This is a genomic window from Stenotrophomonas sp. KH_052, from assembly GCF_057838755.1.
The window spans coordinates 3,707,138-3,732,266 of record NZ_CM174475.1; the positions used below are offsets into that span (position 1 = coordinate 3,707,138).

Consider the following 25,129-nt stretch of genomic DNA (forward strand, 5'->3'; position numbering starts at 1 on the left):
TGAAGGCACATCCCTGCCGAATGCTCGATTCTGGTCCATGCCTGCTGGAACCATGATGATCCCGCCGAACGACGACGGACCGGGATGGCGCTATGCTCGAACCTGGCAGCCCCAGCCGCCCTAGCCGACCACTACAAGGAGGTTTCGATGTTGAGTGCATTGATTGCTGTTGCCCTTGCTGCAGGCTCACCGCAACCCACAGGGAGCCAATCCACATCTGCGTCGTATGCGGACTGCCTGCTGGGTCATATCCAGCCGGGGTTATCCGATCACGCAGTGCAACTGGTGCAACAGGCCTGTGCGTCGAAGTATCCGGAAAGCTTCGTCGCATCGATGGAACTGGAGCGCAGGATGAGTGCACAGCGCCTGGCCGCCTTCGAGGCGGAACGCGTCGCGATCGAGCGCTCTGCGAATGCGGCAGCAACGGCCGCACAGGAAGCTGCCGACGCAGCATCCGCAACGGCAAAAGGAGCGCGGACGAAGTAGGAGCCCGACGCTGGAAGCAACAAAAAAGGCACCGCTGAGCGGTGCCTTCCTGAATGACCTGGGTCATTGAGTGCAATGGTGGGCCGTGAAGGATTCGAACCTTCGACCAAAAGATTAAAAGTCTTCTGCTCTACCGACTGAGCTAACGGCCCATTGCACTGCCCCGGCCTTTCGGCGGGGTGGGCATTCTACCCTACTTTGCCGGGCGGGGTGAAACCCCGGCGTGTCGAGGTTGCCGGCCAGCGGCCGGCACTACCCGATCTGGTGAGCCCGCTTAAACCTTCCGGGCCTCCGTCGCATCCCATCTGTGATCCTTCCCCGGAGCCACGGATGCGCCTGCCCTTCTGCCTCATTGCCGCCCTGCTGCTGCCCTGTGCAGCACTGGCCGCCCCGCCCCAGGTCGTCACTGAAGATATCGGCCGCTTCTGGGCCACCTATGACGCGGTGCGCGCCGAGCCTGATGCCGAGCGCCAGGTGGCGCTGGTCCAGCAGCACTACATCGATCCGGGCAGCCCCGGTCTGCACGCGCTGATGCAGGTCCGCAACTACACCGCCCGCGAGTACGCCGAAGCGATGCGCTCCTGGCCGCGCTTCTGGAACTCGGTACGACCACTTACCGCCAACGCGCAGCAGGCCAGCGCTACGCTGGAACGGGATCTTTCCGACTTCCGGGCGCTCTACCCGGCTTTGCGCCCGGCCACCATCACCTATGCGGTAGGCGTGCTGCGTACCGGCGGCACCACGCTGGGCGACAAGGTGCTGATCGGTGCGGAGATGGCGTTGGGCGATGAGCGCGTGGACGTGAGCGAGCTGCCGGAGCCGATGCGCAGCCGCCTGCGGATCTTCTACGACAGTCGGCCCGGTGCGAACAACGCGCAGAACAACCTGCACGAATACGTGCACACCCAGCAACGCGAGACCACCGGCAGCCTGGCCCAGTACGCGGTGCGCGAGGGTGTTGCCGAGTATGTGGCGGAGCGCATCAGCGGACGCCGGCCGGCGTTGCCGCTGTACACCTACGGGCCCGCGCACGAAGCGGAAATCCGCACGCGCTTCATTGCTGAGATGGACGGTGATGACCTGGACAACTGGCTGTACAACAGCGCCCGCAATCCGTTCGGGGTGAGTGATCTGGGTTACTACGCCGGCTACCGCATCGCGCAGGAGTACATGCGGCAGCAGGCCGATGAGAAGGCGGGCATCGCGCGGATGATCGAGCTGGACTATGCCGATCCGAAGGCGGTGCGTGCCTTCATCGAGGCGTCGGGGTGGTTGCGGGAGCGATAGCGCCGAGTCGTGCCCGGCGAGTCAGGCAGTGCGAACCAACGGTTCGCACCCACCAGAGTCAGACCTTCCCGGTAGCGTCGGGCCGTGCCCGGCGAAGAGCGTGCGAACCAACGGTTCGCACCCACCATGCCATGGGCCGTCAGGCGTACAGCGTCGGGTCGGCTACGCCGGCCTCGGTGAAGCCCTGCGCGCGCAGGCGGCAGGCGTCGCAATGGCCGCAGGCGGCGCCGTTGGCGTCGGCGTTGTAGCAGGACACGGTCAGGCCGAAGTCCACGCCCAGGCGCACGCCTTCACTGACGATCTGGCCCTTGCTGAGGAACTGCAGCGGTGCATGTACCTTGATGCCCGCGCCCTCCACGCCCGACTTGGTAGCAAGGTTGGCCAGCGCCTGGAACGCGGCCACGAACTCGGGGCGGCAGTCCGGGTAACCGGAGTAGTCCACGGCGTTGACGCCGCAGAAGATGTCGTTGGCGCCGAGCACTTCGGCCCAGCCCAGGGCCAGCGACAGCATGATGGTGTTGCGTGCCGGCACGTAGGTGACCGGAATACCGGCACCGCCGGCCTCGGGCACGTCGATGTCGTCGGTCAGCGCCGAGCCACCAATGCTGCGCAGGTCCACGTCCACGGTCTTGTGCGCGACCACGCCCTGGGCCTTGGCCACGCGGGCGGCGGCGTCCAGTTCAGAGGTGTGGCGCTGGCCGTAACGCACGCTCAGGGCATGCACGGCAAAGCCCTGTTCCTGGGCCATGGCAATGACGGCGGCTGAATCCATGCCGCCGGAGAGAAGCACGACTGCCTTCTTCATGGGTCAATCTTCCGGTTTGGGGGAAAAGCCAGCACGCTGTCCCGCGCCGGAGTTACATCAGGGAACGCTGCGTGGGCTCATCGGCCCGGCTCGTCGTTCCACAGGATTTTATGCAACTGCATCTGGAAGCGCACCGGCAGCCGGTCTTCGACGATCCAGTCGGCCAGCTGGCGCGCAGTGATCTCGCCTTTGCTCGGCGAAAAGAACACGGTGCAACGCTTCACCAGGTCGTGCTCGGCCAGCATGGCCTTGGCCCAGTCGTAATCCTCACGGTTGCAGATGACGAACTTGATCTGGTCGCGCGCGGTCAGCAGCGGCAGGTTTTCCAGGCGGTTGCGGGCGGATTCGGCCGAACCGGGCGTCTTGATGTCGACCACGCGCGACACGCGCGGGTCCACTGCGCTGACGTCCAGTGCGCCGGAGGTTTCCAGCGAGACGTCCATGCCGGCATCGCACAGCTTCTGCAGCAGCACCAGGCAGCGTTTCTGCGCCAGCGGCTCGCCGCCAGTAACGCAGACGTGGCGCACGCCCTGGGCCAGCACCTCGGCCACGATGTCGTCGATGTCCCACCAGGTGCCGCCATGGAAGGCATAGGCGGTGTCGCAGTACTGGCAACGCAGCGGGCAGCCGGTCAGGCGCACGAACACGGTCGGCCAGCCGGCGGTATCGGCTTCGCCCTGCAGCGAGGTGAAGATCTCGGTGATCTTCAGGCGTGGCAGGGGCGACTGCACGATCTCACTGGGCGTGGCGGCGGCGCTGGACGAGGTAACGGCGGTCATGGCGGGGACTTCTTGGTGGGACACGTGGCGGGTGGGCTACCGTGGCCGGTAACGAAAGCAGCCGAGCATGGCTCGGCTCTACAACTGCAGCCGGTCGGGTGTGGCCCAGCCGGTAATGCAAGCCGCCGGGCATGGCCCGGCGCTACCGGATCCGGGCGGGTTTGCCGGTCCGGAAACGAAAGCAGCCGAGCGTGGGCTCGGCTCTACAGGGCACCCATTGTACGCCCGGTCAGCGGATCAGCGGATCTGCTTGCCGAGGCGGATCGACTGCAGGCGGTCCTGCGCGGTGCGCGCGGCGTCCGAGCCGGGGTACTGCGCCACGACGGTCTCCAGCGTCTGCTGGGCCTGGTCGACCTTGCCCTCGCCATACTGCGAGAGGCCAACCTTGAGCAGGCCGCCTGCGGCCTTGTCGTGGGTCGGATAGCGCGAGAGCAGTTCACGGAACTGGGTCTCCGCCATCGGGAAATTGCGGGTGGCGTAGTAGCTCTCGCCCAGCCAGTACAGCGCGTTCGGCGCGTAGACGCCGTTCGGGTACAGCTGCAGGAAGCTCAGGAACAGCTGCGCCGAATCATCGTACTTGCCGGCCTTCAGCGAATCGAAGGCGACGTTGTAGGAGGTGCGCTCGTCGCCGGTGGCGGCAAGGCTGCCGGCATCACCATGGACGGAAGGCGGCCGCTCGGAAGTGGCCGCCGCTGCGGGTTTTGCCGGGGCCGGGGCGGCCTTCGGCGCGCTCGCCGGAACGGGCGGCAGGGCCGGGGCGGCATTGCCCCCTTCCAACCGGTTCAGGCGGCTGTCCAGATCCAGGTACTGGTCCTGGGCGGACTGCTTGAGCTGGGCGTTGTCGTGCTGCAACTGCTCGATCGAGGCCTGCAGGCTGGTCACCTGCTGCCGCAGCTGGTTGATCTGGTTCAACAGGTCCTGGTTGGCACTGTTGTTGTACATCTGCTGCTCGATCGCGCCGACACGGTCGGCCAGACTCTGTCGCTGTGCATGCGCCGGTGCGGCAGCCACGAGGGCTGCCGCAACGACCAGCATCAGTTTGATGCCAATGCGCATGGATTACTGCGCGGTGTAGACGATTTCGACGCGACGGTTCTGCGACCAGCAGGACTCGTTCGACTCGGTGCAGACCGGACGCTCTTCACCGTAGGACACGACGGTCAGCTGCGAAGCCGAACCACCGTTGGCCTGCAGCGCCGAGTTGACGCCGTTGCCACGACGCTCGCCCAGGGCCTGGTTGTACGCGCGCGAACCGCGCTCGTCGGTGTGGCCCTGCAGGGTGATGCGCGAGGACGGACGGTCACGCAGGTACTTGGCGTGGCAAGCCATGATGGCCTGGAATTCCGGCTTCACGTCTTCCTTGTCCAGGTCGAAGTAGACAACGCGCTGGCGCAGGCAGGCATCGGTGTCCAGGTCGCCCGGGCCGTACAGGCCGGAGGTGGACGGACCGGTCGGGGTGGTGGTCGAGGTGCCGGTATCGACCGGAGCCTGCGGCTCTTCCTTGACCTTCTTCGAGCAACCGGCCAGGACGGCCACAGACAGCAGGGAAACAAGCAGAACGCGGGTGGACTTGTTCATGGCGATACCTTTGTGGCTCCTAGGCCGATGAGGGGATCAAGACAGCGAAAATATTAACACTCTTTTAGCGCTGGGTACGGTATGGGGACCATGCCGGTTCGCGCACATCTCCGTCAGCCAGAACCAACCGCTGGCGCACGCGCGCATCGGCGGAAACGGCGTACAGCACACCACGGCCACCCTCGCGGGCGGCGTACAACACCATGCTTGCGTTGGGCGCAAAGCTCGGAGACTCATCCAGCGAACCGGGGGACAGCGTGCTCCAGCGGGGCGAACCCAGCGAGCTGTCCATCATCGCGATCTTGTAGCTGTTGCCGGAGCCCTGGGCGACTGCGATCTTCTTGCCATCGTAGGACACCGAAGGCTTGGCGTTGTAGTTGCCCTGGAAGGTCACGCGCTCGGCGCTGCCGCCGCCCGCACCCACCTTGTAGACCTGCGGACGGCCACCGCGGTCGGAAGTGAAGTACACCGCGCTGCCGTCCGGCGCCCAGGTCGGCTCGGTGTCGATGGCGAAGTGGTTGGTCAGCTGGGCCAGCTGCTTGCTGCCCAGATCCATCACGTAGATTTCCGGGTTGCCCGAACGCGACAGGGTCAGGGCCAGCTTGCGGCCATCCGGCGAGAACGCCGGGGCGCTGTTGATGCCACGGAAGCTGGTGACCAGCTCACGCGCGCCAGTGCCGATGTTCTGGATGTAGATCGCCGAGTTGCCACGTTCGAAGCTGACATAGGCCAGCTTGCTGCCATCCGGGCTCCACGACGGCGACAGCAGCGGCTCGGCCGAACGCACGATGGTCTGCGGATTGAAGCCATCGGAGTCAGCCACCATCAGCGCATAGCGCATGGCATCGCCCTTGCCGCTGGCGGTCACGTAGGCGATGCGGGTCCAGAAGGCGCCGCGCACACCGGTGATCTTCTCGTAGATGGCGTCGGCCATCTGGTGGGCGACGTCCCGCATGGCATTGCCACGGGCGGTCATCGCCAGGCCCAGCAGGCGCTCGCCCTTGGGCACGTCGAACAGCTCGTACTCGACGCGGTAGGCGCCGGCACCGGCGTCGAGCACGCGCCCGACCACGATGTAGTTCTGCTTCAGCGCGCGCCAGGTGGCGAACTGGATGTCGCCGCCGCGCACCGGCTTCTCGACGATCTGCGCTTCCGGCAGCGTGCGGAACTGGCCCGAACGCTCAAGGTCGGCACGGACCACGCCGGCGACGTCGGTCTGCGGTGCGGCCGAAGACCCCTGGTAGGGCATCGGCACGACGGTGATCGGCAGCGCGGAGGCATTGCCGCCGATGATGTCGATATCCAGCCCCTTCTGCTGCGCAACGGCAGCAAAGGGCAGCAACAGGGCCGCAAACACGGCAAGCCAGCGAGGCATCTTTTTCATGGAGCGCTCAATAGGGGGAAACCGGAACGAGGGATAGCAAAGCGGAAGTGAACCGCTTCGCAATCATGAACCAAGGGTACGTGAATTCCGGGTCAGTTCCAGCCCGTCCTCTCACGCACCGTTAACGTCGTGGCTAACATCGCACCGCCTGCCCCGGTCACACCGCCCCACTGGGTGGTGTTCGACAGCAGCCCACAGCCTGCCCGGTCGAAACCGAGCGCACCAGAGGCAAGAGCGACAGCCGTGGGCGCGGGCGGCCTGATGACCGCCCTGCCCCGCCCGATCAATCCTGTGCGGTAAAGGTCAGATTGAGCGTGCGGTTGAACACCGACTCGAAGCCCCGGTACGGCAGCGGCTGGGCGTTGAGCACGGCGGCCTCGATCGAGCGCTTGCCAGCCTCGTCATAGGGGCAATTTGCACCGACCTTGGCCTGCAGCACCTGTCCACCCGGGATCTGGGTGATGGTCACCTGGCACCTCTGCCCCAGCGGTACGCTGTCCGGGCGGGTCCAGGTATCGCGTACCTTGGCCTGGATCGCCGCAGCGTACTTGGCAGTCAGATCATCGCTGTTGCCACCACCACCGCCAGCCGGCTGTGCCGCACTGCTGGCACCGGCGGCGGCGCTGCCGGCGGCATTGCGTGCGGCAGCGACCTGGCGCAGCTTCTGCTCGGCCAGCTTGGCTTCCTTCTCTGCCTGCTCGCGGCGGGCGCGGATCTCGGCGATCTTCTTCTGCTTTTCGGCCTCGGCCTTGTCAGCCGCCACGCGCTCCTGCTCGGCCTGCTTCTTCTTATCGTCCGCTTCCTGCTGCTTGGCCAGGCGCAGCTTCTGCTCCGCTTCTTCCTGGCGCTTGCGTTCGGTCAGGTCGATCTGCTCCTGGCGGCGCTTGGCTTCCTGTTCCTGCTTGGCCTTCTCCTGCGAGATGGCCAGTGCGCTCACGGCGTCCTGATCCTTGGTATCGGGCTGCGCAACACGCTCCTGTGCCTGTTGCTGCTGCGGCGTCGGCGCGTCCTGTGGGCGCGGCTCGGGAATCGGCTGCGGCGGCGGAATGGTGTCTTCCGGCACCGGGATCGGCTCGGCGACCGGCGGCGGCAGGTCTTCCAGCTTCTCCGACTGGCGCAGCGCCTGGCGCGCGGCAGCGGCCTCGGACGAGGACAGCGCCAGGCTGGCCTCGACCGACGGATCGCCGGCGGCAGCGTCGGTGTTGCGCTGGGGCGACCACAGCCAGGCGCCGATGAAGATCAGCGCGACCAGCAGGTGCACCAGCACGGCCAGGGCCAGGGGCAGGCCCCAGCCGGGTTCGCGCTGATGCGGGGGTGGCAGGGCGTCAGCGTGCATCGGTGGCCAGGCCTACCTTGTCTACCTTGGCGCGCTTGATCACATCCATCGCGGCAATGACCTTTTCATAGGCCACGGCACGGTCGGCGGCGACGATCACGCGCACGCCCTTGTCCTGGGCGGCGATGCCGGCCAGGTGGCCTTCCAGTTCCTCGGCCGACACGGCGGTCGGCTCCTTGGCGTCAGGCAGCTTCAGGCTGAGCTGGCCGTCCTGGCGCACCGAGACGATCACCGGGTCCTGCTTGCTCTCCAGCGCCTTGGCGTTGGAGTTGGGCAGGTCGACATCAAAACTCAGGGTGAGCAGCGGCGCGGTGACCATGAAGATGATCAGCAGCACCAGCATGACGTCGATATAGGGAACGACGTTGATTTCCGATTTCAGCTTGCGGCGCTTGCGGCGACCGATGGCAGCGGACATGGCATGGACTCCCGGGTCAGGCGCTTACTCGTCGCCAGCGCTCTGGCGCTGCAGGATCGAGCTGAACTCATCGGCGAAGGTCTCGAACCGCACCGACATGCGCTCCACGCGGGTGGTGAAGCGGTTGTAGGCCCACACCGCCGGAATCGCCACGAACAGGCCGATGGCGGTGGCGAACAGCGCTTCGGAAATACCCGGGGCAACCGCGGCGATACCCGCCTGTGCACCGCTGCTGATCATGTCGTGCATGGTCACCATGATGCCGAACACGGTGCCGACCAGGCCCACGTAGGGAGCGGTCGAGCCGATGTTGGCCAGCAGTTCAAGGTTGCGTTCGAGCTGGTCGACTTCGCGGGTGTAGGTGGTGCGCATGGCACGCTGCGCGCCTTCCAGCTGTGCACGGCCGTCCAGCCGGCGCTTGTCGCGCAGGCGGCTGTATTCGCGGAAACCGGCTTCGAAGATCGCTTCCAGGCCGCCGACATTGCGGCTGCGGTCGGTGGCCGAGCTGTACAGCTTGCCCAGGTCCGCACCGGACCAGAAGCGGTTCTCGAACTCGTCGGCTTCGCGGGTGGCCTGCTTGAAGATGCGGGCCTTGCGGAAAATGATCACCCAGCTGACGAACGAGCCGACCAGCAGCGCCAGCACGATGATCTTCACCGGCAGGCTGGCCTTGGCCATCAGTTCGAGGTAGTTGATGCCGCCGCCGGTGGTGGCCTGGGCAAGGGTCTGTGTCGCGGCGTTGCTGACGTCGGCCGGCAATGCCTCGGTGACCGTGGCCTGCAGGGCCAGGAGCGTTGCGATCATCCGTTGTTCCTCAATGTTCGGATTCGGGGTGGAGGTGGGGTTTCAGCACGGCAAGGACGGCTTCGTCCATGCCACGCGGGCGAAAACTGGCCGCTTCCAGTGCGGCGATGCGGACCTGGGCCGACAGCAGTAGTTCGCCGTCGCGCAGGATCTGCTGGTCGAAGGCCATGCTGGCCTTCTTCAGCTGGACCAGCGTGGCGCTCACCTGCAGGGTGTCATCCAGCCGTGCCGGCTTGATGAAATCCATCTGCATCGAACGCACCGCGAAGACCATCCCGTGCTCGGCACGCATGCGCTCCTGGCCATAGCCCAGCGCACGCATCCATTCGGTCCGGGCCCGTTCCATGAAGGCCACGTAGCGGGCGTGGTAGACCACGCCACCTGCGTCGGTATCTTCCCAGTAAATGCGTGTCGGCCAACTGAATCGGGGCTCAACCGACATCGGGAACCTCGGCGAACAGGTCCTGCGGCGGGTTCTTGGGCTTCAGGCCCATGTGCCGGTAGGCCTTGTGGGTGGCCATGCGGCCACGCGCGGTGCGCACCAGGAAGCCCTGCTGGATCAGGTACGGCTCGACCACGTCTTCCAGCGTGCCGCGCTCTTCAGACAGCGCCGCAGCAAGCGATTCGATGCCGACCGGGCCGCCATCGAAGTAGTCGACCATGGTCTTGAGCAGGCGACGATCGAGCTCGTCGAAGCCTTCCGGGTCGACCTTGAGCATCTTCATCGCAGCCTGGGCCACGGCCTCGTCGATGTGGCCGCCGGCCTTCACCTGCGCATAGTCACGCACGCGGCGCAGCAGGCGGTTGGCGATACGCGGGGTGCCACGCGCGCGACGCGCGATCTCCCCTGCCCCATCGGCGGTGCAGTCGATGGCCAGGATCGCAGCCGAACGGCGCACGATCCGGGTCAGCTCCTCGACGCTGTAGAACTCCAGGCGCTGGACGATGCCGAAGCGGTCGCGCAGCGGCGCTGTCAGCAGGCCGGCACGGGTGGTGGCACCGATCAGGGTGAACGGCGGCAGGTCGATCTTGATCGAGCGGGCGGCGGGGCCCTCGCCGATCATGATGTCGATCTGGAAATCTTCCATCGCCGGGTACAGCACTTCCTCGACCACCGGCGACAGGCGGTGGATTTCGTCGATGAACAGCACATCGTGCGGCTGCAGGTTGGTCAGCAGCGCGGCCAGGTCGCCGGCCTTTTCGATCACCGGGCCGGAGGTCACCCGCAGGGCCACGCCCAGTTCGTTGGCGATGACATGGCTGAGCGTGGTCTTGCCCAGGCCGGGCGGCCCGAAGATCAGCACGTGGTCCAGCGCGTCGCCACGCCCCTTGGCCGCCTGGATGTAGATCTCCATCTGCTCGCGCACCGGCACCTGGCCGAGGTAGTCGGCAAGGCGCTTGGGGCGGATGCTGGCGTCGGCGGCGTCATCCTCGCGGGTGGCGCCGGCGCCGATGATGCGGTCGTCGGTCATGCCGTGATTATGCGGTAAATGGGCGCATTCCGGGGCCGGAAGCACGGTAGTGCCGGCCGCTGGCCGGCAACCCCATGAACGCCGGCGGCATTACGGGATGCCGGCCAGCGGCCGGCACTACCAGACCTCAGATCTCCACCTGGGCGCCCAGTTCCACCAATCTGTTGCCCGGGATCCGGAAGAAGCCCGTCGCCGGGGCGGCGTTGCGATGCATCAGCGCGAACAGCTTGTCGCGCCAGATCGGCATGCCGCGGTTGGCGGTGGCGACGATGGTTTCGCGGCTGGCGAAGAAGGTGGTGTCCATCGGGTCGAAGTAGATGCCGCCGTGGTCGCACGAACGCATCAGCGCCAGCGGTACGTCCGGAGTCTCCATGAAGCCGAAGCGCACGTAGACCCGGTAGAACTCGTCGCCCACCGATTCGATCTTCAGCCGCTGCCCCTCCGGCGCATACGGTACCGGCAGGGTCACCACGTGCAGGAACACGTTGCGCTCGTGCAGCACCTTGTTGTGCTTGAGGTTGTGCATCAGCGCGTGTGGGGCCACGGTCGGGTCGGCGGTGAGGAACACCGCGGTGCCCGGCACGCGTACCGGCGGTGCCAGCATCAGGCCCGGCAGGAAGGTATCGATGCGGATACCGTCCTTGCGGATTTCATCGCGCAGCAGTTCGCGGCCACGACGCCAGGTACGCATCATGGTGAACAGGAAGATGCCCAGCACCACCGGGAACCAGGCGCCCTGCAGCAGCTTGGCGCCGTTGGCGATGACGAAGCCGAGGTCGATGACGAAGAACACCACGCAAAGCGGCAGGATCCAGTTGCGGGCCTTGGGCCACAGCGAACGCGCGACCAGGGCCAGCAGCAGGGTATCGATCAGCATCGTGGCCGACACCGAGATGCCGTAGGCCACGGCCAGGTTGGACGAGCTGCGGAAGGCCAGCACCAGGCCGATCACCATCACTGCGATACCCCAGTTGATGCCTGGGATGTAGATCTGGCCGATGGTGTCGTGCGAGGTGTGCTTGATGCGCATGCGCGGGATGTAGCCCAGCTGCATGGCCTGGCGCGAGACCGAGAACGCGCCGGTGATGACCGACTGCGAGGCAATCACCGCTGCCATCGTGGCCAGGATGATCATCGGGTACAGCGCCCACGACGGCACCGCTTCGAAGAACGGGTTCTTCACTGCCTCGGGGTGGTTGAGCACCAGCGCACCCTGCCCCAGGTAGTTCAGTACCAGGCACGGCAGCACGAAGAAGTACCAGGCGTGGCGGATCGGCTTGGCACCGAAGTGGCCCATGTCGGCGTACAGCGCCTCGCCACCGGTCACTGCCAGCACCACCGCACCCAGGATGAAGATGCTGTGCCAGCCATGTTCCATGAAGAAACGGATTGCCCACCACGGGTTGAACGCCTTCAGCACTTCCGGTGCGTCGACGATGTTGTAGATGCCGATCGCGGCCAGTGAAATGAACCAGATCGAGGTGATCGGCCCGAACAGCTTGCCGATCTTCGCGGTACCGAAGCGCTGTACCGCGAACACGGCCAGCAGCACCACCACGGTGATCGGCACGATGAAGGCATGCAGCCCCGGCGCAGCGACCTCCAGGCCTTCGACCGCACCCAGCACCGATATCGCCGGCGTGATCACGCCATCGCCGAAGAACAGCGAGGCACCGAAAATGCCGAGGATGCCGACCACATAGGCCGAACGCGACCCATTGCGCAGCGTGCGCTGGGTCAGCGCCATCAGCGCCATGATGCCGCCTTCGCCGTCATTGTCGGCGCGCATGATGATGGTCACGTACTTCAGGGTGACCACGATGTTCAGGGCCCAGAACGCCAGCGACAGCACGCCCAGCACGGTGTCATGGTCGCTGGTGAGCCCGTAGTGCGGCGAGAACGCCTCCTTCAGGGTGTACAGCGGGCTGGTGCCGATATCGCCGAAGACCACGCCGATCGCACCGATGATCAGCGCCAGGCCTCCGGCTGGAGGGGCGTGACCGTGGCCGCCGGGGGCGGCTGCGTGCGGGGTTTGACTGCTGGACATGGGACTCCTGGCGGGGCTCAGGCGGTTCGTTGGAGGAAAGGAAAGCGGGTCAGCGCAGCGCCGACTGCAGCGCCTTGCGGATCACGGTGGCCACTTCATCACCTTCATTGAAGGCTTCGCGGGCCATCCGCGCCGCTTCAGCCGGCTTGTAACCCAGCTGCTGCAGGGCCACGGTGGCATCGGAAAGCGGATCAGCCGGGGCCGGGCCACTGCCGGTCGGCAGCGCGCCACCGGCACCGAACTGGGCAGCGCGGTCGCGCAGCTCAAGCACCATGCGCTCGGCGGTCTTCTTGCCGATGCCGGGGATGCGGGTCAGCGCGGTGATGTCGCCAGCCTGGACCATGCGCGCGAACTCCTCGACGGTGACACCGGACAGCACGGCCAGCGCGATCTTCGCGCCGATGCCGCTGACCTTCTGCACGTCGCGGAACAGGCGCCGCTCGCCCTCGCGCAGGAAGCCGTACAGCGAGACGCTGTCTTCCTTCTGCGAGTAATGGGTGTACAGGGTGACCTCGCGGCCGAGTTCGGGCAGGTCGTAGAAGGTGCTCATCGGCGCCTCCAGCTCGTAGCCCACTCCGTTCACGTCCACCACCAGCCACGGCGGCGCCTTGTAGGCGACGATGCCGCGCAGTCGACCGATCATTGCGTGCAGCTCCTCATTTGCGGCCCCACGCCTGGCGGGCACTGAGCCCCAGGCGGTTGGCCGTTGCCCTTACGTGGGCATGGGTGATGGCCACCGCCAACGCGTCGGCCGCGTCGGCCTGCAGCTTGGTTTTCAGGTTGAGCATGAGCCCGACCATGTGTTGAACCTGTTGCTTTTCGGCGCCGCCGCGCCCGACCACCGCCAGCTTGATCTCGCTGGCGGCATATTCGTGCACCGGCAGGTCGCGCAACACCACGGCCGAAATCGCCGCGCCACGGGCCTGGCCCAGCTTCAGCGCCGAATCGGGGTTGCGTGCCATGAACACGCGTTCGATGGCCACTTCCTGCGGTTCGTACTCACGGCAGAGGTCGGCCAGGCCCAGCACCAGCAGCTTCATCCGCTGCGGGAAGTCATCAGCGCCCAGCAGCACCAGCGGTTGGTGATGCACATGGCTCACCCGGCCGGTGGCATCGACATCGATGATGCCGACCCCGGTCCGCTGCGAACCCGGGTCGATGCCAAGAATGCGGGTCATGCGGCACACACGCGGCTGCCGAAGGCCCGGGACGGACGCTGGCAGCGGCAATGGCAGGAAACGGCTGGGGTCATCATGGTGCGCATTGTCCGCTCACCGGCCGCCAAAGGCGACCGGTGATGCGTCCGTTCAGGCGTACGCGTCCGCGCCGAGATCGGCGTTGGAGTACACATCCTGTACGTCGTCGAGGTCTTCCAGCATGTCCAGCAGCTTCTTGACCTGCAGGACGATGTCGCCTTCGACCTTGATGTCGTTGTCGGCCCGGAAGGTCAGTTCCGCATGATCCGGCGTGCGTCCGGCCGCTGCCATCGCTTCCTTGACCGCGTGGTAGCTGTCGGCGGCGGTGAGCACGTCGATCGCGCCATCTTCGGGATAGACCACGATGTCGTCCGCACCGGCCTCGATGGCCGCTTCGGAAATGGCGTCCTCATCGGCACCTGCGGCGAAATGCAGCACGCCCACGCGCTTGAACATGAAGCTCACCGAGCCTTCGGTGCCCATGTTGCCGCCGCACTTGCTGAACGCATGGCGGACATCGGCCACCGTGCGCACGCGGTTGTCGGTCAGGCAGTCGACGATGACCGCCACGCCACCCGGGGCATAGCCCTCGTAGCGGATTTCCTCGTACTCGACACCTTCCAGCTCGCCGGTGGCCTTCTTGATGGCGCGCTCGATCACGTCCTTGGACATGTTCGCGGTCAGGCCCTTGTCCATCGCCACGCGCAGCCGCGGGTTGTTGTTGGGGTCGCCTCCACCGCCGCGCGCGGCAACGCCGATCTCACGGATGATCTTGGTGAAAATCTTGCCGCGCTTCGCGTCAGACGCGTTTTTGCGGTTTTCGATGGAGGGGCCTCTACCCATGGGTCTTTCCGTACGTGCGTTGATGGATAAGGCCGCGGATTCTACCTGATCGGGCCCCGTGACCGTGTCGAGGCCGGCCAGATGCCGCCGGGCATGGCCCGGCGAAGAGCGTGCGAACCAACGTTTCGCGCCCACCAATGGAGGACGTTCGCGCCCACCGACTTACGCGGCGGCGGCGTCGCGACCGTGCTGGAACTGGCCGTGACGGAGGAAATGCGCGGTCTGCCGGGCTGCATCCGGCGACACCACCAGGCCGCTGTGGCTGGTACGCACCACGCAGTGGTCAGCCAGCCCCGGCAGCCGGGTCTCGGCCAGCGCCACGGTACCGTCGGAGGCATCGTCAATGGCGCCGAGCAGGCTACCCAGCCCGTGCGGGACCGAACCAGCGATCAGGCCGACCTCGGCTTTGCCCTGCCAGTCCGGCAGGCCGTCCAGCAGCAGATCGCTGCTGCGGCCCAGGGCCAGGCCCCAGCCATGTTCGGACAGCGAACGCGCCGTACCACTGCCGCGCAGCGGTGACCCCAGGCAGACCACGCGTTGCACCGGCAGCTGCGGATTGCGACGCAATGCCTCCAGCGCCAGCAGTCCGCCCAGGCTATGGCCGACCAGCGACAGCGGGCCGGCATCGGCCAGCCGCTCCAGCAGCTGCGGCACGGCCACGTCCGGGCCGCCGAACACCGAGGAGTAACCAAACGCATGCACCTGGAAGCCACGCGCGCGCAGGCGCCAGGCCAGCGGCCCGACCCAGGCGCGGGCGTTCCAGATGCCATGCAGCAGTAATACGGGGGGAGTCATGCAAACAGCCTGGCAGTCAGCGGGGCAGGAACGTACGGTGATTGGACACGCGCGCGCAGCAAGCGGCGGTGAACGTCAGGCCTCGCGCGGTGCGCGGCGCAGGATGAATTCAAGATCGTTCGTGTCGCCGACCGGGAACAGGTACTCGCCGACCTTCTCGAAACCATAACGGGCGTAGAAGCGCTGCGCACCAAAGTTTTCCGACCACACGCCCAGCCACAGCGTGCGCGGGCCCGGCTGTTCCAGCCAGGCCAATGCGGTTTCCAGCAGCCGGCTGCCCCAGCCGCAGCTCTGCTGCGTCTTGATCAGGTACAGCCGCTTGAGTTCGCCGTCACCAGGCTTCACCTCGGGATGCGGCAGGCCACAGGGGCCGGCGGCGGCATGGCCGACCGCCTCCCCATCCAGTTCCAGCAGCCACACCGCGTAATCGGGGTGGGCCAGGATCGTGCGCTGGCGCTCGACCGTATAGGACTCATCCAGGAACGCCTGCAGGTCCTGCGGCGGATAAAGATGTCCGAAGGTTTCGGTGAACGTGCGGGCGGCCAGCGCCGACAGGGTCGGCGCGTCGTCCACAGTAGCGCGGCGGATCGAATACATGGGTCGAGTTGACGTCAGGACAACGGTTCGGGTCAAGCCCGTTCCGCCGCTGCCTTCTCGTCTTCTTCCTCTTCCTCTTCGTATTCCTCGTCGTCCTCTTCTTCCTCGCCGTCTTCCTCTTCTTCGCCTTCCTCGTCCTCGTCGTACTCTTCCTCTTCGTCGTCCTCGTAATCCTCGACGCCGAAGTCTTCACCATCCCAACGGCCTTCGCCGTCGGCGACGAAGGTCAGGGCCATCGCCGCCGGGTTGGTACCGACACGGACCAGCCAACCACCGAACACGCGTGCACGCTCGGTGACCAGGGTGGCCTCGGAGCCTTCATTGCCCAGCTTTTCCCACTCCAGCGAAAACGCAAACTCGGTCATTGCCTGGATCTCCTGATCAGTTGGTCTTGGGGCGAACCTGGATGTGTACTTCGGCCAGCTGCACGTCGACGATCGGCGACGGCGCGTCGGTCATCAGATCCTGTGCACCAGTGGTCTTCGGGAACGGGATGACGTCGCGGATCGACTCGGTGCCGGCCATCAGCGCGGCGATGCGGTCGATACCGAAGGCGATGCCACCGTGCGGCGGCGCGCCGTAGTTCAGCGCGTCGAGCAGGAAGCCGAACTTGGCGCGGGCCTCTTCGGCGCCGATGCCCAGCAGTTCAAACACCGCGCTCTGCATGTCCGGACGGTGGATACGGATCGAGCCGCCGCCGATTTCATTGCCGTTGAGCACCATGTCGTAGCCGCGCGAAACGGCGGTACGGGCATTGGCACGCAGGTCGGCGATGTCGTCCACCGCCGGTGCGGTAAAGGGGTGATGCAGGGCGACGTAACGCTGCGCTTCGTCGTCCCACTCGAACATCGGGAAGTCGGTGACCCACAACGGGGCCCAGCCGTCGGCGACCAGGCCGAAGTCCTTGCCGGCCTTCAGGCGCAGCGCGCCCATGAAGTCGGAGACCTTGTTGTAGCCACCAGCACCGAAGAACACGATGTCGCCATTGCCGGCACCGACGTGCGCGACCAGGGCGGCGAAGGATTCCTCGCTGAAGAACTTCTGGATCGGCGAGCTGACTTCGCCGTTGTCGGCGATCTTGATGTAGGCCAGGCCCTTGGCGCCGTACTTGGCAGCATGCGCTGCATACTCGTCGATCTGCTTGCGGCTGAGCGACGCACCGCCCGGAATACGCAGCGCGGCCACGCGGCCGTCGGCATCGTTGGCCGGGCCGGTGAACACCGGGAACTCACTGTTCTTGACCAGCTCGGCCACGTCCACCAGCTCCAGCGCGATGCGCAGGTCCGGCTTGTCCGAACCGTAGCGACGCATCGCCTCGGCCCAGGTCATGCGCGGGAAGCTGGCATCCAGCTCGACGTTGACCACTTCCTTGAAGATGCCGCGGATCATGTCCTCGACGAAATCCTGCACGTCACGCTCGCGGACGAAGGCGAACTCCATGTCCAGCTGGGTGAACTCCAGCTGGCGGTCGGCACGCAGGGCCTCGTCGCGGAAGCAGCGCGCGATCTGGTAGTAGCGGTCGAAGCCGGCCACCATCAGGATCTGCTTGAACAGCTGCGGGCTCTGCGGCAGGGCGTAGAACTCGCCCGGGTGCATGCGCGCCGGCACCAGGAAGTCACGCGCGCCTTCCGGGGTGGCCTTGGTCAGGATCGGGGTCTCGATGTCCTGGAAGCCCTTCTCATCCAGGTGGCGGCGCAGGGCCTGCACCAGCTTGATGCGGGTGCGCTGCATGCGCTGCATTTCCGGACGGCGCAGGTCCAGGTAACGGTACTTCAGGCGGGTTTCCTCGCCCGGGTTCTCGTGGGCGTGGAACGGCAGCGGCGCGGCCTTGTTCAGCACGGTGATGGCAGTGGCGATCACTTCCACCTTGCCGGTACGCATCTTGTCGTTGACCGCGTGGCGGGCGCGCACCACGCCTTCCACCTGCAGCACGTCCTCGTAGCCCAGCGACGCGGCCACGGCGAACACTTCGGCGTTGTCGACCTCCACCGTCACCTGCACGATGCCTTCATGATCTCGAAGATCGATGAAGCAGACGCCGCCCTGGTTACGGGCCACGTCGGTCCAGCCGGCGAGGGTGACAGTCTGGCCAATCAGGGTCTCATCGACCAGGCCGCAGAAGTGGGTACGCATGGGGGGAAGCTCCGCTGGAGAACGCCGGCGCCCGATGGGGGCCGGAAAGCCTCGTATTCTGCGGCCGAGGCCCCGGCCGGGGCAAATCCTGCCAGTCACATCGGCTTGATCGCCCCCCTCCCTATAGTCGGGCACCTGCCACCGTATGGGATGCCGCCATGAAACCGCTGTCCCTGGCCAGCCTGGCCGTGACCCTCACCCTGGGTGCACTGGGCACCCTCGCCCTGCCCGCCCCGCCAGCCGCTGCGCAGAACGGCGTCATCCGCTGCGAAAGCCAGAGCAACCGCGAACGGGTCTGCAACACCGGCTGGCGCGGAGCGCAGCTGGTCCGCCAGCTGTCCGGCAGCCCCTGCGAGGAGGGACGCAGCTGGGGCAGCCGCAATGGCAGCATCTGGGTCACCAACGGCTGCCGCGCCGAGTTCGTCGAGGCTCGCGGCGGCTGGGGCGGTGGCAACGGGGGTGGCTGGGGCGGCAACAACGGCCGACCGGGCGAAACGATCCGCTGCGAAAGCCAGAACAACCGCGAGCGCAGCTGCCAGGTCGGCTGGCGCAATGCCCGCCTGGTCCGCCAACTGTCCGGCAGCCCCTGTGATGAAGGCCGCACCTGGGGCGTGCGCAATGGCGCGATCTGGGTCAGCGGCGGCTGCCGCGCCGAGTTCGCCGAGGCCCGCGGCTGGGGCGGCGGTGGCGGCGGCGGCTGGGGTGGCGGCGGTGATCGCAACTACTCCATCACCTGCAGCAGCAACAACAACCGCTCGCAGACCTGCGACTGGGATGAGCGCCAGGGTCGGCCGGTGCTGCAGCAGCAACTGTCCGGCAGCGCCTGCCAGGAAGGCCGCAGCTGGGGTTACTCGCGTGGCCAGGTGTGGGTAAGCAACGGTTGCCGGGCGAGATTCGGCACGCGTTGAGTGCAGGGTCGGATTCCTGGCCGACGGCCAGGGCGCTGACCCTTGGTTTCAGCGTCGGGGTCGGAGCCCTCCGCAGGAGGGATCCGACCCTGGGTCACGGTGCCGGTGGCGTGTCGTCGCCCCACGGCGCTGGCGGCAGGTCCACCGGCTTGCTCAGATCGAACTGCACGCGGAAGCGACGGCCGTCGGGCCGGGTCAGCTCGTAGACGAAGGTCTGATCGGGATCGATCTCCATCGCCCAGGTGTTGTGGGTCGACGCCAGCATGTCGGCACGGCGGAACATCGCCACCGAATCCGTATCGGCCGGGAACTGCTGGCGCTCGGCGGTCCCCGGCGGCGTGCTGTCGCCGCCATACAGCGTGATCGCATCGGGGCTGCCGTCTGCATGACGATGATCGTGCTTCAGCCGCAGGCCGCTCGCGGTACGGGTCAGCACCCAGGTGCGCGAGTGGTCATCGCCGACATGGAACGGGATACGCAGCTCATGCGCCGGGTCGGCACAACCGCGAACGTGCATGACCAGGCGCTGGCCCGCGAACGGGTCCTTGCCGGTGGGTGCCGGGGTGTCCTCCACCACCTTGCCCGCGTAGGCCTGGCCGCAATGTGCGGCCACGGCGGCCATGAAGGCGTCGGCCGGTGCGGTCGCCAGATCATGGGCGACCGTGTCGGAGCGCTGCGTACACGCAGCGAGGCTGAGCAGGAGGGCGGAGGCGGTGACGGCGGCGGGCAGTTTCATACCCCAACCCTAACGGCCATGGCCGGTGGGCGCAAACCGCGCACGCTCTCCGATCAACGTTCAGCCGTCTGCGCCACCGGCAACGTTTCGGTGGCGGCCACCGGTGCCGCCTCGCCCTCGCCCGCCGGCTCCTGTTCAACCGGATCGACATCGAACGGCGTGCGGAACACCAGCGACGGCAGCAGCGTGGTCAGTGCCGCATACAGCAGCAGCGCACCGAACAGTACCGCCGGAATCTGGAAGCGCTCGCGCATGATCGCCGCCAGCACCAGGGTGAAGATCAGCGTCGGGGCCAATGCCAGCGAGACCCGCAGGCTGCTGCGGAAGCTCTCGCCGAACATCACCCGGCGCTGCAGCCAGACCACGCCGATGCGCAGCGGCAGCACCACCAGGGTGATCACGATGCCCAGCCCCAGCGCCTCGAAGCTGAGTGCTTCGCTGGGCACCTTGGTGCCGGCGTTGAAGAAGTAGAACGGCACGAAGAACGAGGCGAACAGGCGCAGCGCGTGCAGGTTCTCGTGCGAAGCCAGCAGTGGCATGCGCTGGTGCAGCAGGCGGGCGACCAGACCGGCGATGAACGCGCCGACCAGGTAATACACGCCCAGCAGGTAGGTGATGTAGGCGGCGACCATGCCGACCATCACCAGCAGCGAGAACTCCGAGCCCGGCGCGTGCGGTGCCACCCAGCGCCCCAACGCAATGAACAGCAGCGGCAGGCCGATCATCATCGCCAGCAGGGCCAGGCTGGACAGCGCCATATGCCCCGGATCGCCGGCCTGCAGCACGATGAACAACGCGGCCAGCGCCAGCAGTTCACCGGCAATGGCCTTGCTGGTGACCCAGAACCGCTCGTCCTCGCTCAGGCCAAGCCGCGACAGCGAATCCATGATGAAACCGGTGGAGGGGGTCAGCAGCGCCAGCGCCAGCAGGCCGGCGGCCTGCCACGGCAGCCCCGCGTAGCGCCAGGCCAGCCAGCCGACCCCGAACAGGGTCGCACTGCGGATCACAAGGTGCGCCAGCAGCGGCCACATGCCCCGGCGCAGCGCCTGCAGGTCCACTTCCAGGCCGGCAAACAGGAACAACGAGGAAATGCCCAGCGTGGCCAGCAGGCCGATCACTGCGTCGTGTGCCTGGTCGCCCAGCCAGAGCATGCCGATGATGCCGAACAGCAGACAGGTCAGCGGCGCCGGCAGGCTGAAACGCTGCAGCGCGCGCGGGATCACCAGCAACGCGAAGATCAGCAGCAGGTAGATCAGCTCATGGCTCATGGGGGACATCCATGTGGTTCGAAGGCGCGCAGGATGCGCGCGCCCGACCGATCCGGCAAGCGACTTTTGAATGACCCCGGTTACCTCAACCGATCAGGCGATCGGCGATCCGCCCGACCTGCGCCAGCACCGTGGCACGTTGTTCATAGCTGATCGCACCCGCCTGCAGATAGGCGATCAGCACCCACGGTGCGCCACCGGCCACTGGCCACAGCACGCCGATATCGTTGCGCGCGTCTTCGCCATTGCTGCCGGTCTTGTCGCCGACCCGCCAGCGCTTGCCCAGGCCCGCGCGCAGGCAGGCATCGCCGGTTTCGTTGTCGATCAGCCAGTCGGCCAACTGCTGCCGCGAGGCCGGTTGCAGCACTTCGCCCAGCACCACCCGTTGCAGGGTCGCGGCCATCGCTGCGGGCGTGGTGGTATCGCGCGGGTCATCCTTGGCAAAGCTGTTCAGCTCAGGCTCGAGCCGATCGCTGCGGCTGAGCGCATCGCCACTGGCGCGCAGGAAGGCGGTCACCGCGGGCGGGCCACCGACCACGCCGAACAGCAGATTGGCGGCGGTGTTGTCGCTGGTGATGATCGTGGCACGGCACAGATCGCGCACGGTCATGTCCTTGCCGGCGTGGCGACGTGTGACCGGCGCATGCGAGAGAAGATCGGCATCGCGAACCGGCACGCGCATGTCGAGCAACGCGGGCCTGCGCTCGGCCTGGCTGAGCACGGTGGCGGCCAGCACGCTCTTGAACGTGCTGCACATCGGGAAACGCTCGTCCTGGCGATGACCGATGCGGCGGCCGCTCGCAGTGTCCAACAGGGTCACGCCGAGGCGGCCGGCACAGGCCTGTTCCAGTGCGGCGAAGTCGGTGGCGGCGGTGAGGGCGGCATTGGTCGGTGCACTGGCGGCGGTCTTGCCCGCCGCACGGGCCAGCAACGGCAGGGCAAGCGAGGAAGCCACGGCGGCACCACTGAACTGCAGGAATCGGCGACGGGCGAGCATGCGGGGTTCTCCTGGGGGACCGTTCGATTATTGAAGCCTCGCACGCAGGCGACCAGCGCGAAAAATCAGCGGGAGGCATTAGATGGATTAATAGCTGTCGCAATCAACCCCTTAATTCTCCTGAACTGGGCGCGAGGCAGGTAGGATCAGTCATCACCCTGGCTCACGACTCCCCCGATGCTGCACCCGACCCTGCCGCTGAACGCCCTGCGTGCCTTCGAGGCGGCCGCACGCCACCAGAACTTCACCCGCGCCGCGCTGGAGCTGTGTGTCAGCCAGGCCGCACTCAGCCACCAGATCCGCGGCCTGGAAGACCGCCTCGGCATCCGTCTGTTCCATCGCCTGCCGCGCGGCGTGGCGCTCACCGAGGAGGGCGCGGCACTGTATCCGGTGCTCAACGAATCATTCGAGCGCATCTCGGCCAGCATCGCGCGCTACACCGGTGGCCCGGCCCGTGAAGTACTGACGTTGGGCGTGGTCGGCACCTTCGCCACCGGTTGGCTGCTGCCACGGCTGGCCGCGTTCGAGGCCGCGCATCCGGATATCGAGCTGCGACTGCAGACCCACAACAACCGCATCGATCTGGCCGGCGAGGGCCTGGACCTGGCGATCCGTTTCGGCGACGGCGACTGGCAGGGCCAGGCCTGCACGGCGATCCTCGATGCGCCGTTCGCACCGCTGTGCGCGCCGGCATTGGCGCGACGGCTGAAACAGCCACGCGACCTGGGCACGCTGCCGCTGCTGCGCTCCTACCGCAGCGACGAATGGCCGCGTTGGCTGCAGGCGGCAGGAGTGAGTGGCGTGGAAGCCCGTGGGCCGGTGTTCGATTCGTCGTTGACGGTGGCGATGGCCGCGGTCGGTGGTGCCGGCGTGGCGCTGCTGCCGCTGCGCATGTTCGAGCAGGAACTGGCTGAAGGCCGGTTGCTGCAGCCATTCAGCACCACGCTGGAACTGGGCCGCTATTGGCTGACCCGGCTGCGCTCGCGTGCCGAGCGCGAGCCAGCGAAGCGGTTCCGCGAGTGGTTGCAGGCGCAGGGATGAAACACGCGCGCCGTGGGTAGCGCCGGGCCATGCCCGGCGAGCGCAGCGGATGGAAAAAGCCCGCCGGGCATGGCCCGGCGCTACCGATGGAATCAGGACTCCAGCAGTTCCATCCACGCTGCCTCAGCTTTTTCCAGCTGCGCGGCGGTGGTTTCGCGGTCACGGCCGATCACCGCCATGCGGGTGGCATCGGCGTAGTTGGCCGGGTCGGCCAGCTGCCGGTCCAGCTCGGCCAGGGCGCCTTCCAGCTCGGCCACCTTGGATTCGGCCGCGGCCAGCTTGTGCGGATTCACCGGCTTCTTCTGCACCACCTGCGCCACCGGCGCGGTCTTGACCACCACCGGCTCTTCCACCTGTTCCATGCGCGCCTTGGTGCCCTGCGCCTGCGGACGGGTCCGCAGCCAGGCGGCGTAGGCGTCGAGGTCGCCGTCGAACGGTTCGACCACGCCATCGGCCACGCGCCAGAAGGTGTCACAGACCAGGCCGATCAGATGGCGGTCATGCGACACCATCACGATCGCGCCGTCGAAATCGGCCAGTGCCTCAGCCAGTGCTTCGCGCATTTCCAGGTCAAGGTGGTTGGTCGGTTCGTCCAGCAGCAGCACGTTCGGCTGCTGCCAGGCGATCAGCGCCAGCGCCAGGCGCGCGCGCTCACCGCCGGAGAAGCCATCGACCGGCTCGAACGCGCGGTCGCCCGGGAAGTTCCACTTGCCGAGGAAATCGCGGAACGACTGGTTCGGTGCGTCCGGGGCGATCTCGCGGAAATGCTCCATCGGCGACTGGCCTTCGTGCAGCGACTCCACCGTGTGCTGGGCGAAGTAGCCGATCTTCAGGTCCGGGTGCGCCATGCGCTCGCCGACGATCGGTGCCAGTTCACCCACCAGGGTCTTCACCAGGGTGGTCTTACCGGCACCGTTGGGGCCGAGCAGGCCGATACGCTGGCCCGCTTCCAGGCCGAAGCCGACGTTGTGCAGGATCACCGCGTCCTTGCCGTAGCCGGCCTCGACGTGGTTCAGGCGGATCAGCGAGAACGGCAGCTTGGCCGGCGGCGCAAACTCGATGCGGAACTCGCGCTCGGCGCGCACCGCTTCGGTGCCGGCCAGCTTGGCCAGGCGCTTCATGCGGCTCTGCGCCTGCGCGGCCTTGCTGGCCTGCGCCTTGAAGCGGTCGATGAAGCTCTGCAGGTGGGCGCGCTCGGCCTGTTCCTTCTCGTGCGCGATCTGCTGCTGGCGCAGCTGTTCGGCGCGCTGGCGCTCGAAATCGGTGTAGCCGCCCGGGTAGAGCTTGGCGCCGCCACCGTGCAGGTGCAGGGTGTGGGTGGCCACGTTGTCGAGGAACTCGCGGTCATGCGAGATCAGCAGCAGGGTGCCCGGATACTTCAGCAGCCACTGCTCCAGCCAGTACACCGCGTCCAGATCCAGGTGGTTGGTCGGTTCGTCCAGCAGCAGCAGGTCGCTGGGCATCATCAGCGCGCGGGCCAGATTCAGGCGCACGCGCCAGCCGCCGGAGAACGAGGACACCGCGCGGTGGTGGGTCTCTGCCGGGAAACCGAGGCCGTGCAGCAGCTTGCCGGCGCGCGCTTCGGCGTCGTAGGCATTGAGCTCGGCCATCTTCGTGTGCGCCTCGGCCACCGCTTCCCAGTCTTCGCGGGCGGTGGCCTCGGCCTCGGCGGCCAGCACGGCGGCCACTTCGGTATCACCGCCCAGCACGAAGCTCAGCGCCGGGTCCGGCAGCGACGGGGTTTCCTGGGCAACGCTGGCGATGCGCACCTTGCCGGGCAGGTCGACGTCGCCCTTGTCCGCCTCCAGCTCACCCTTCACTGCCGCGAACAGGCTGGACTTGCCGGCACCGTTGCGGCCGACCACACCCACCCGGTAACCGGCATGCAGGGTCAGGTCGACATTGGACAACAGCAGCCGCTCGCCGCGGCGCAAGGCGAAATTACGAAGGGAGATCATCGGGGGAGGGGTCCATATAACCGAATGGAATGTGCTGGTGAGCACTGTTCCTGCGACGCAATTCTAACGTTAACGAATACTTGACGGGCCCCGGGATGCGCAGCGGCCGACGTTCCTCTCTCCCACGTTCTCGCCGCGCGCCTCCCGGGTCCCCTCCCCCGTCAGTGCCGATCCGGGCTAAATGGTTGCTGCTGCAACGTTTTTTCTGATGACCGGCATTTGACAGGCGCTGAATATCCCGTTAATTCCTGTATTGCGCAC

Annotated in this window: 26 protein-coding genes and 1 tRNA gene; 4 read left to right on the plus strand and 23 right to left on the minus strand. The window is 66.8% G+C overall.

Going from position 1 to position 25,129, the window contains the following annotated elements:
• The first annotated feature begins 147 nt into the window (after nt 1–147).
• Entirely contained in the window at nt 148–486 is a 339-nt protein-coding gene (locus AC3ITW_RS17040; protein ID WP_006385824.1) for a hypothetical protein, read from the plus strand.
• A 76-nt stretch (nt 487–562) separates the two neighbouring features.
• On the opposite strand, the gene AC3ITW_RS17045 is transcribed toward AC3ITW_RS17040, so the two are convergent.
• A tRNA-Lys gene (locus tag AC3ITW_RS17045) sits at nt 563–638 on the minus strand.
• 178 nt (nt 639–816) lie between these two features.
• Here AC3ITW_RS17045 and AC3ITW_RS17050 point away from each other — a divergent pair.
• Entirely contained in the window at nt 817–1,773 is a 957-nt protein-coding gene (locus AC3ITW_RS17050; RefSeq protein WP_012511893.1) for a DUF2268 domain-containing putative Zn-dependent protease, read from the plus strand.
• 139 nt (nt 1,774–1,912) lie between these two features.
• On the opposite strand, the gene queC is transcribed toward AC3ITW_RS17050, so the two are convergent.
• The 18 genes from queC to aspS form a co-directional block, all read right to left on the minus strand.
• Entirely contained in the window at nt 1,913–2,578 is a 666-nt protein-coding gene (gene queC, locus AC3ITW_RS17055; protein ID WP_107231785.1) for a 7-cyano-7-deazaguanine synthase QueC, read from the minus strand.
• 77 nt (nt 2,579–2,655) lie between these two features.
• Nucleotides 2,656–3,357, minus strand: a complete 702-nt coding sequence (gene queE / locus AC3ITW_RS17060; RefSeq protein ID WP_100435132.1) for a 7-carboxy-7-deazaguanine synthase QueE — start codon at nt 3,355–3,357, stop codon at nt 2,656–2,658.
• Nucleotides 3,358–3,594: 237 nt separating this feature from the next.
• Nucleotides 3,595–4,413 (minus strand): tol-pal system protein YbgF, encoded by an 819-nt coding sequence (ybgF, locus tag AC3ITW_RS17065; protein WP_010481611.1) that lies wholly within the window; start codon nt 4,411–4,413, stop codon nt 3,595–3,597.
• A 3-nt stretch (nt 4,414–4,416) separates the two neighbouring features.
• Nucleotides 4,417–4,935, minus strand: a complete 519-nt coding sequence (pal, locus tag AC3ITW_RS17070) for a peptidoglycan-associated lipoprotein Pal (RefSeq protein WP_006386160.1) — start codon at nt 4,933–4,935, stop codon at nt 4,417–4,419.
• Between the two features lie 64 nt (nt 4,936–4,999).
• Nucleotides 5,000–6,319 (minus strand): Tol-Pal system beta propeller repeat protein TolB, encoded by a 1,320-nt coding sequence (tolB, locus tag AC3ITW_RS17075; RefSeq protein ID WP_006386162.1) that lies wholly within the window; start codon nt 6,317–6,319, stop codon nt 5,000–5,002.
• Nucleotides 6,320–6,602: 283 nt separating this feature from the next.
• Nucleotides 6,603–7,655: a cell envelope integrity protein TolA gene (gene tolA / locus AC3ITW_RS17080; protein ID WP_489389762.1), complete on the minus strand. Its 1,053-nt coding sequence runs from the start codon at nt 7,653–7,655 to the stop codon at nt 6,603–6,605.
• On the minus strand, nt 7,645–8,073 hold the full coding sequence (gene tolR, locus AC3ITW_RS17085) for a protein TolR (protein ID WP_489389763.1): 429 nt from the start codon (nt 8,071–8,073) through the stop codon (nt 7,645–7,647). Before tolR ends, tolA begins: the two co-directional genes overlap by 11 nt.
• Before the next feature lie 24 nt (nt 8,074–8,097).
• Nucleotides 8,098–8,877, minus strand: a complete 780-nt coding sequence (tolQ, locus tag AC3ITW_RS17090; RefSeq protein ID WP_046983215.1) for a protein TolQ — start codon at nt 8,875–8,877, stop codon at nt 8,098–8,100.
• Nucleotides 8,878–8,887: 10 nt separating this feature from the next.
• Complete coding sequence (gene ybgC / locus AC3ITW_RS17095) at nt 8,888–9,319, minus strand: tol-pal system-associated acyl-CoA thioesterase (RefSeq protein ID WP_006386170.1); 432 nt, start codon at nt 9,317–9,319, stop codon at nt 8,888–8,890.
• Complete coding sequence (gene ruvB, locus AC3ITW_RS17100; RefSeq protein WP_010481595.1) at nt 9,309–10,349, minus strand: Holliday junction branch migration DNA helicase RuvB; 1,041 nt, start codon at nt 10,347–10,349, stop codon at nt 9,309–9,311. Before ruvB ends, ybgC begins: the two co-directional genes overlap by 11 nt.
• A gap of 127 nt (nt 10,350–10,476) precedes the next feature.
• Nucleotides 10,477–12,396 (minus strand): potassium transporter Kup, encoded by a 1,920-nt coding sequence (locus tag AC3ITW_RS17105; protein WP_100435136.1) that lies wholly within the window; start codon nt 12,394–12,396, stop codon nt 10,477–10,479.
• A gap of 49 nt (nt 12,397–12,445) precedes the next feature.
• Nucleotides 12,446–13,039: a Holliday junction branch migration protein RuvA gene (gene ruvA / locus AC3ITW_RS17110; protein WP_006386266.1), complete on the minus strand. Its 594-nt coding sequence runs from the start codon at nt 13,037–13,039 to the stop codon at nt 12,446–12,448.
• A 13-nt stretch (nt 13,040–13,052) separates the two neighbouring features.
• Nucleotides 13,053–13,574 (minus strand): crossover junction endodeoxyribonuclease RuvC, encoded by a 522-nt coding sequence (gene ruvC, locus AC3ITW_RS17115; RefSeq protein WP_006386268.1) that lies wholly within the window; start codon nt 13,572–13,574, stop codon nt 13,053–13,055.
• A 129-nt stretch (nt 13,575–13,703) separates the two neighbouring features.
• Entirely contained in the window at nt 13,704–14,435 is a 732-nt protein-coding gene (locus AC3ITW_RS17120) for a YebC/PmpR family DNA-binding transcriptional regulator (RefSeq protein WP_485616996.1), read from the minus strand.
• Nucleotides 14,436–14,597: 162 nt separating this feature from the next.
• Nucleotides 14,598–15,230 carry an esterase/lipase family protein gene (locus AC3ITW_RS17125; protein ID WP_012511900.1) on the minus strand — a complete coding sequence of 211 codons (633 nt, stop codon included), beginning with the start codon at nt 15,228–15,230 and terminating at the stop codon, nt 14,598–14,600.
• A 75-nt stretch (nt 15,231–15,305) separates the two neighbouring features.
• Nucleotides 15,306–15,827: a GNAT family N-acetyltransferase gene (locus AC3ITW_RS17130; RefSeq protein ID WP_012511901.1), complete on the minus strand. Its 522-nt coding sequence runs from the start codon at nt 15,825–15,827 to the stop codon at nt 15,306–15,308.
• 32 nt (nt 15,828–15,859) lie between these two features.
• On the minus strand, nt 15,860–16,192 hold the full coding sequence (locus AC3ITW_RS17135) for a hypothetical protein (RefSeq protein WP_012511902.1): 333 nt from the start codon (nt 16,190–16,192) through the stop codon (nt 15,860–15,862).
• 16 nt (nt 16,193–16,208) lie between these two features.
• Entirely contained in the window at nt 16,209–17,960 is a 1,752-nt protein-coding gene (gene aspS / locus AC3ITW_RS17140; RefSeq protein WP_006386344.1) for an aspartate--tRNA ligase, read from the minus strand.
• Nucleotides 17,961–18,118: 158 nt separating this feature from the next.
• Here aspS and AC3ITW_RS17145 point away from each other — a divergent pair, with 158 nt between their 5' ends.
• Entirely contained in the window at nt 18,119–18,868 is a 750-nt protein-coding gene (locus AC3ITW_RS17145) for a DUF3011 domain-containing protein (protein WP_100435137.1), read from the plus strand.
• Between the two features lie 94 nt (nt 18,869–18,962).
• Here AC3ITW_RS17145 and AC3ITW_RS17150 read toward each other — a convergent pair whose 3' ends face one another.
• From AC3ITW_RS17150 to blaL2, 3 genes are all read right to left on the minus strand, one after another.
• A complete protein-coding gene (locus AC3ITW_RS17150) occupies nt 18,963–19,604 on the minus strand; it encodes a hypothetical protein (protein ID WP_065723873.1) in 642 nt (213 codons plus the stop codon).
• A 53-nt stretch (nt 19,605–19,657) separates the two neighbouring features.
• Nucleotides 19,658–20,872 carry a cation:proton antiporter gene (locus AC3ITW_RS17155; protein WP_012511906.1) on the minus strand — a complete coding sequence of 405 codons (1,215 nt, stop codon included), beginning with the start codon at nt 20,870–20,872 and terminating at the stop codon, nt 19,658–19,660.
• An 85-nt stretch (nt 20,873–20,957) separates the two neighbouring features.
• Nucleotides 20,958–21,869, minus strand: a complete 912-nt coding sequence (gene blaL2, locus AC3ITW_RS17160; RefSeq protein ID WP_489389764.1) for a L2 family extended-spectrum class A beta-lactamase — start codon at nt 21,867–21,869, stop codon at nt 20,958–20,960.
• 177 nt (nt 21,870–22,046) lie between these two features.
• On the opposite strand from blaL2, the gene ampR reads away from it, so the two are divergent.
• Nucleotides 22,047–22,910, plus strand: a complete 864-nt coding sequence (gene ampR, locus AC3ITW_RS17165; protein WP_012511908.1) for a LysR family transcriptional regulator AmpR — start codon at nt 22,047–22,049, stop codon at nt 22,908–22,910.
• Nucleotides 22,911–23,002: 92 nt separating this feature from the next.
• Here the strand turns inward: ampR and AC3ITW_RS17170 are convergent, their stop codons facing one another.
• Nucleotides 23,003–24,868, minus strand: coding sequence for an ABC-F family ATP-binding cassette domain-containing protein (locus AC3ITW_RS17170; RefSeq protein WP_012511909.1), 1,866 nt, complete (start codon nt 24,866–24,868; stop codon nt 23,003–23,005).
• Between the last annotated feature and the right edge of the window lie 261 nt (nt 24,869–25,129).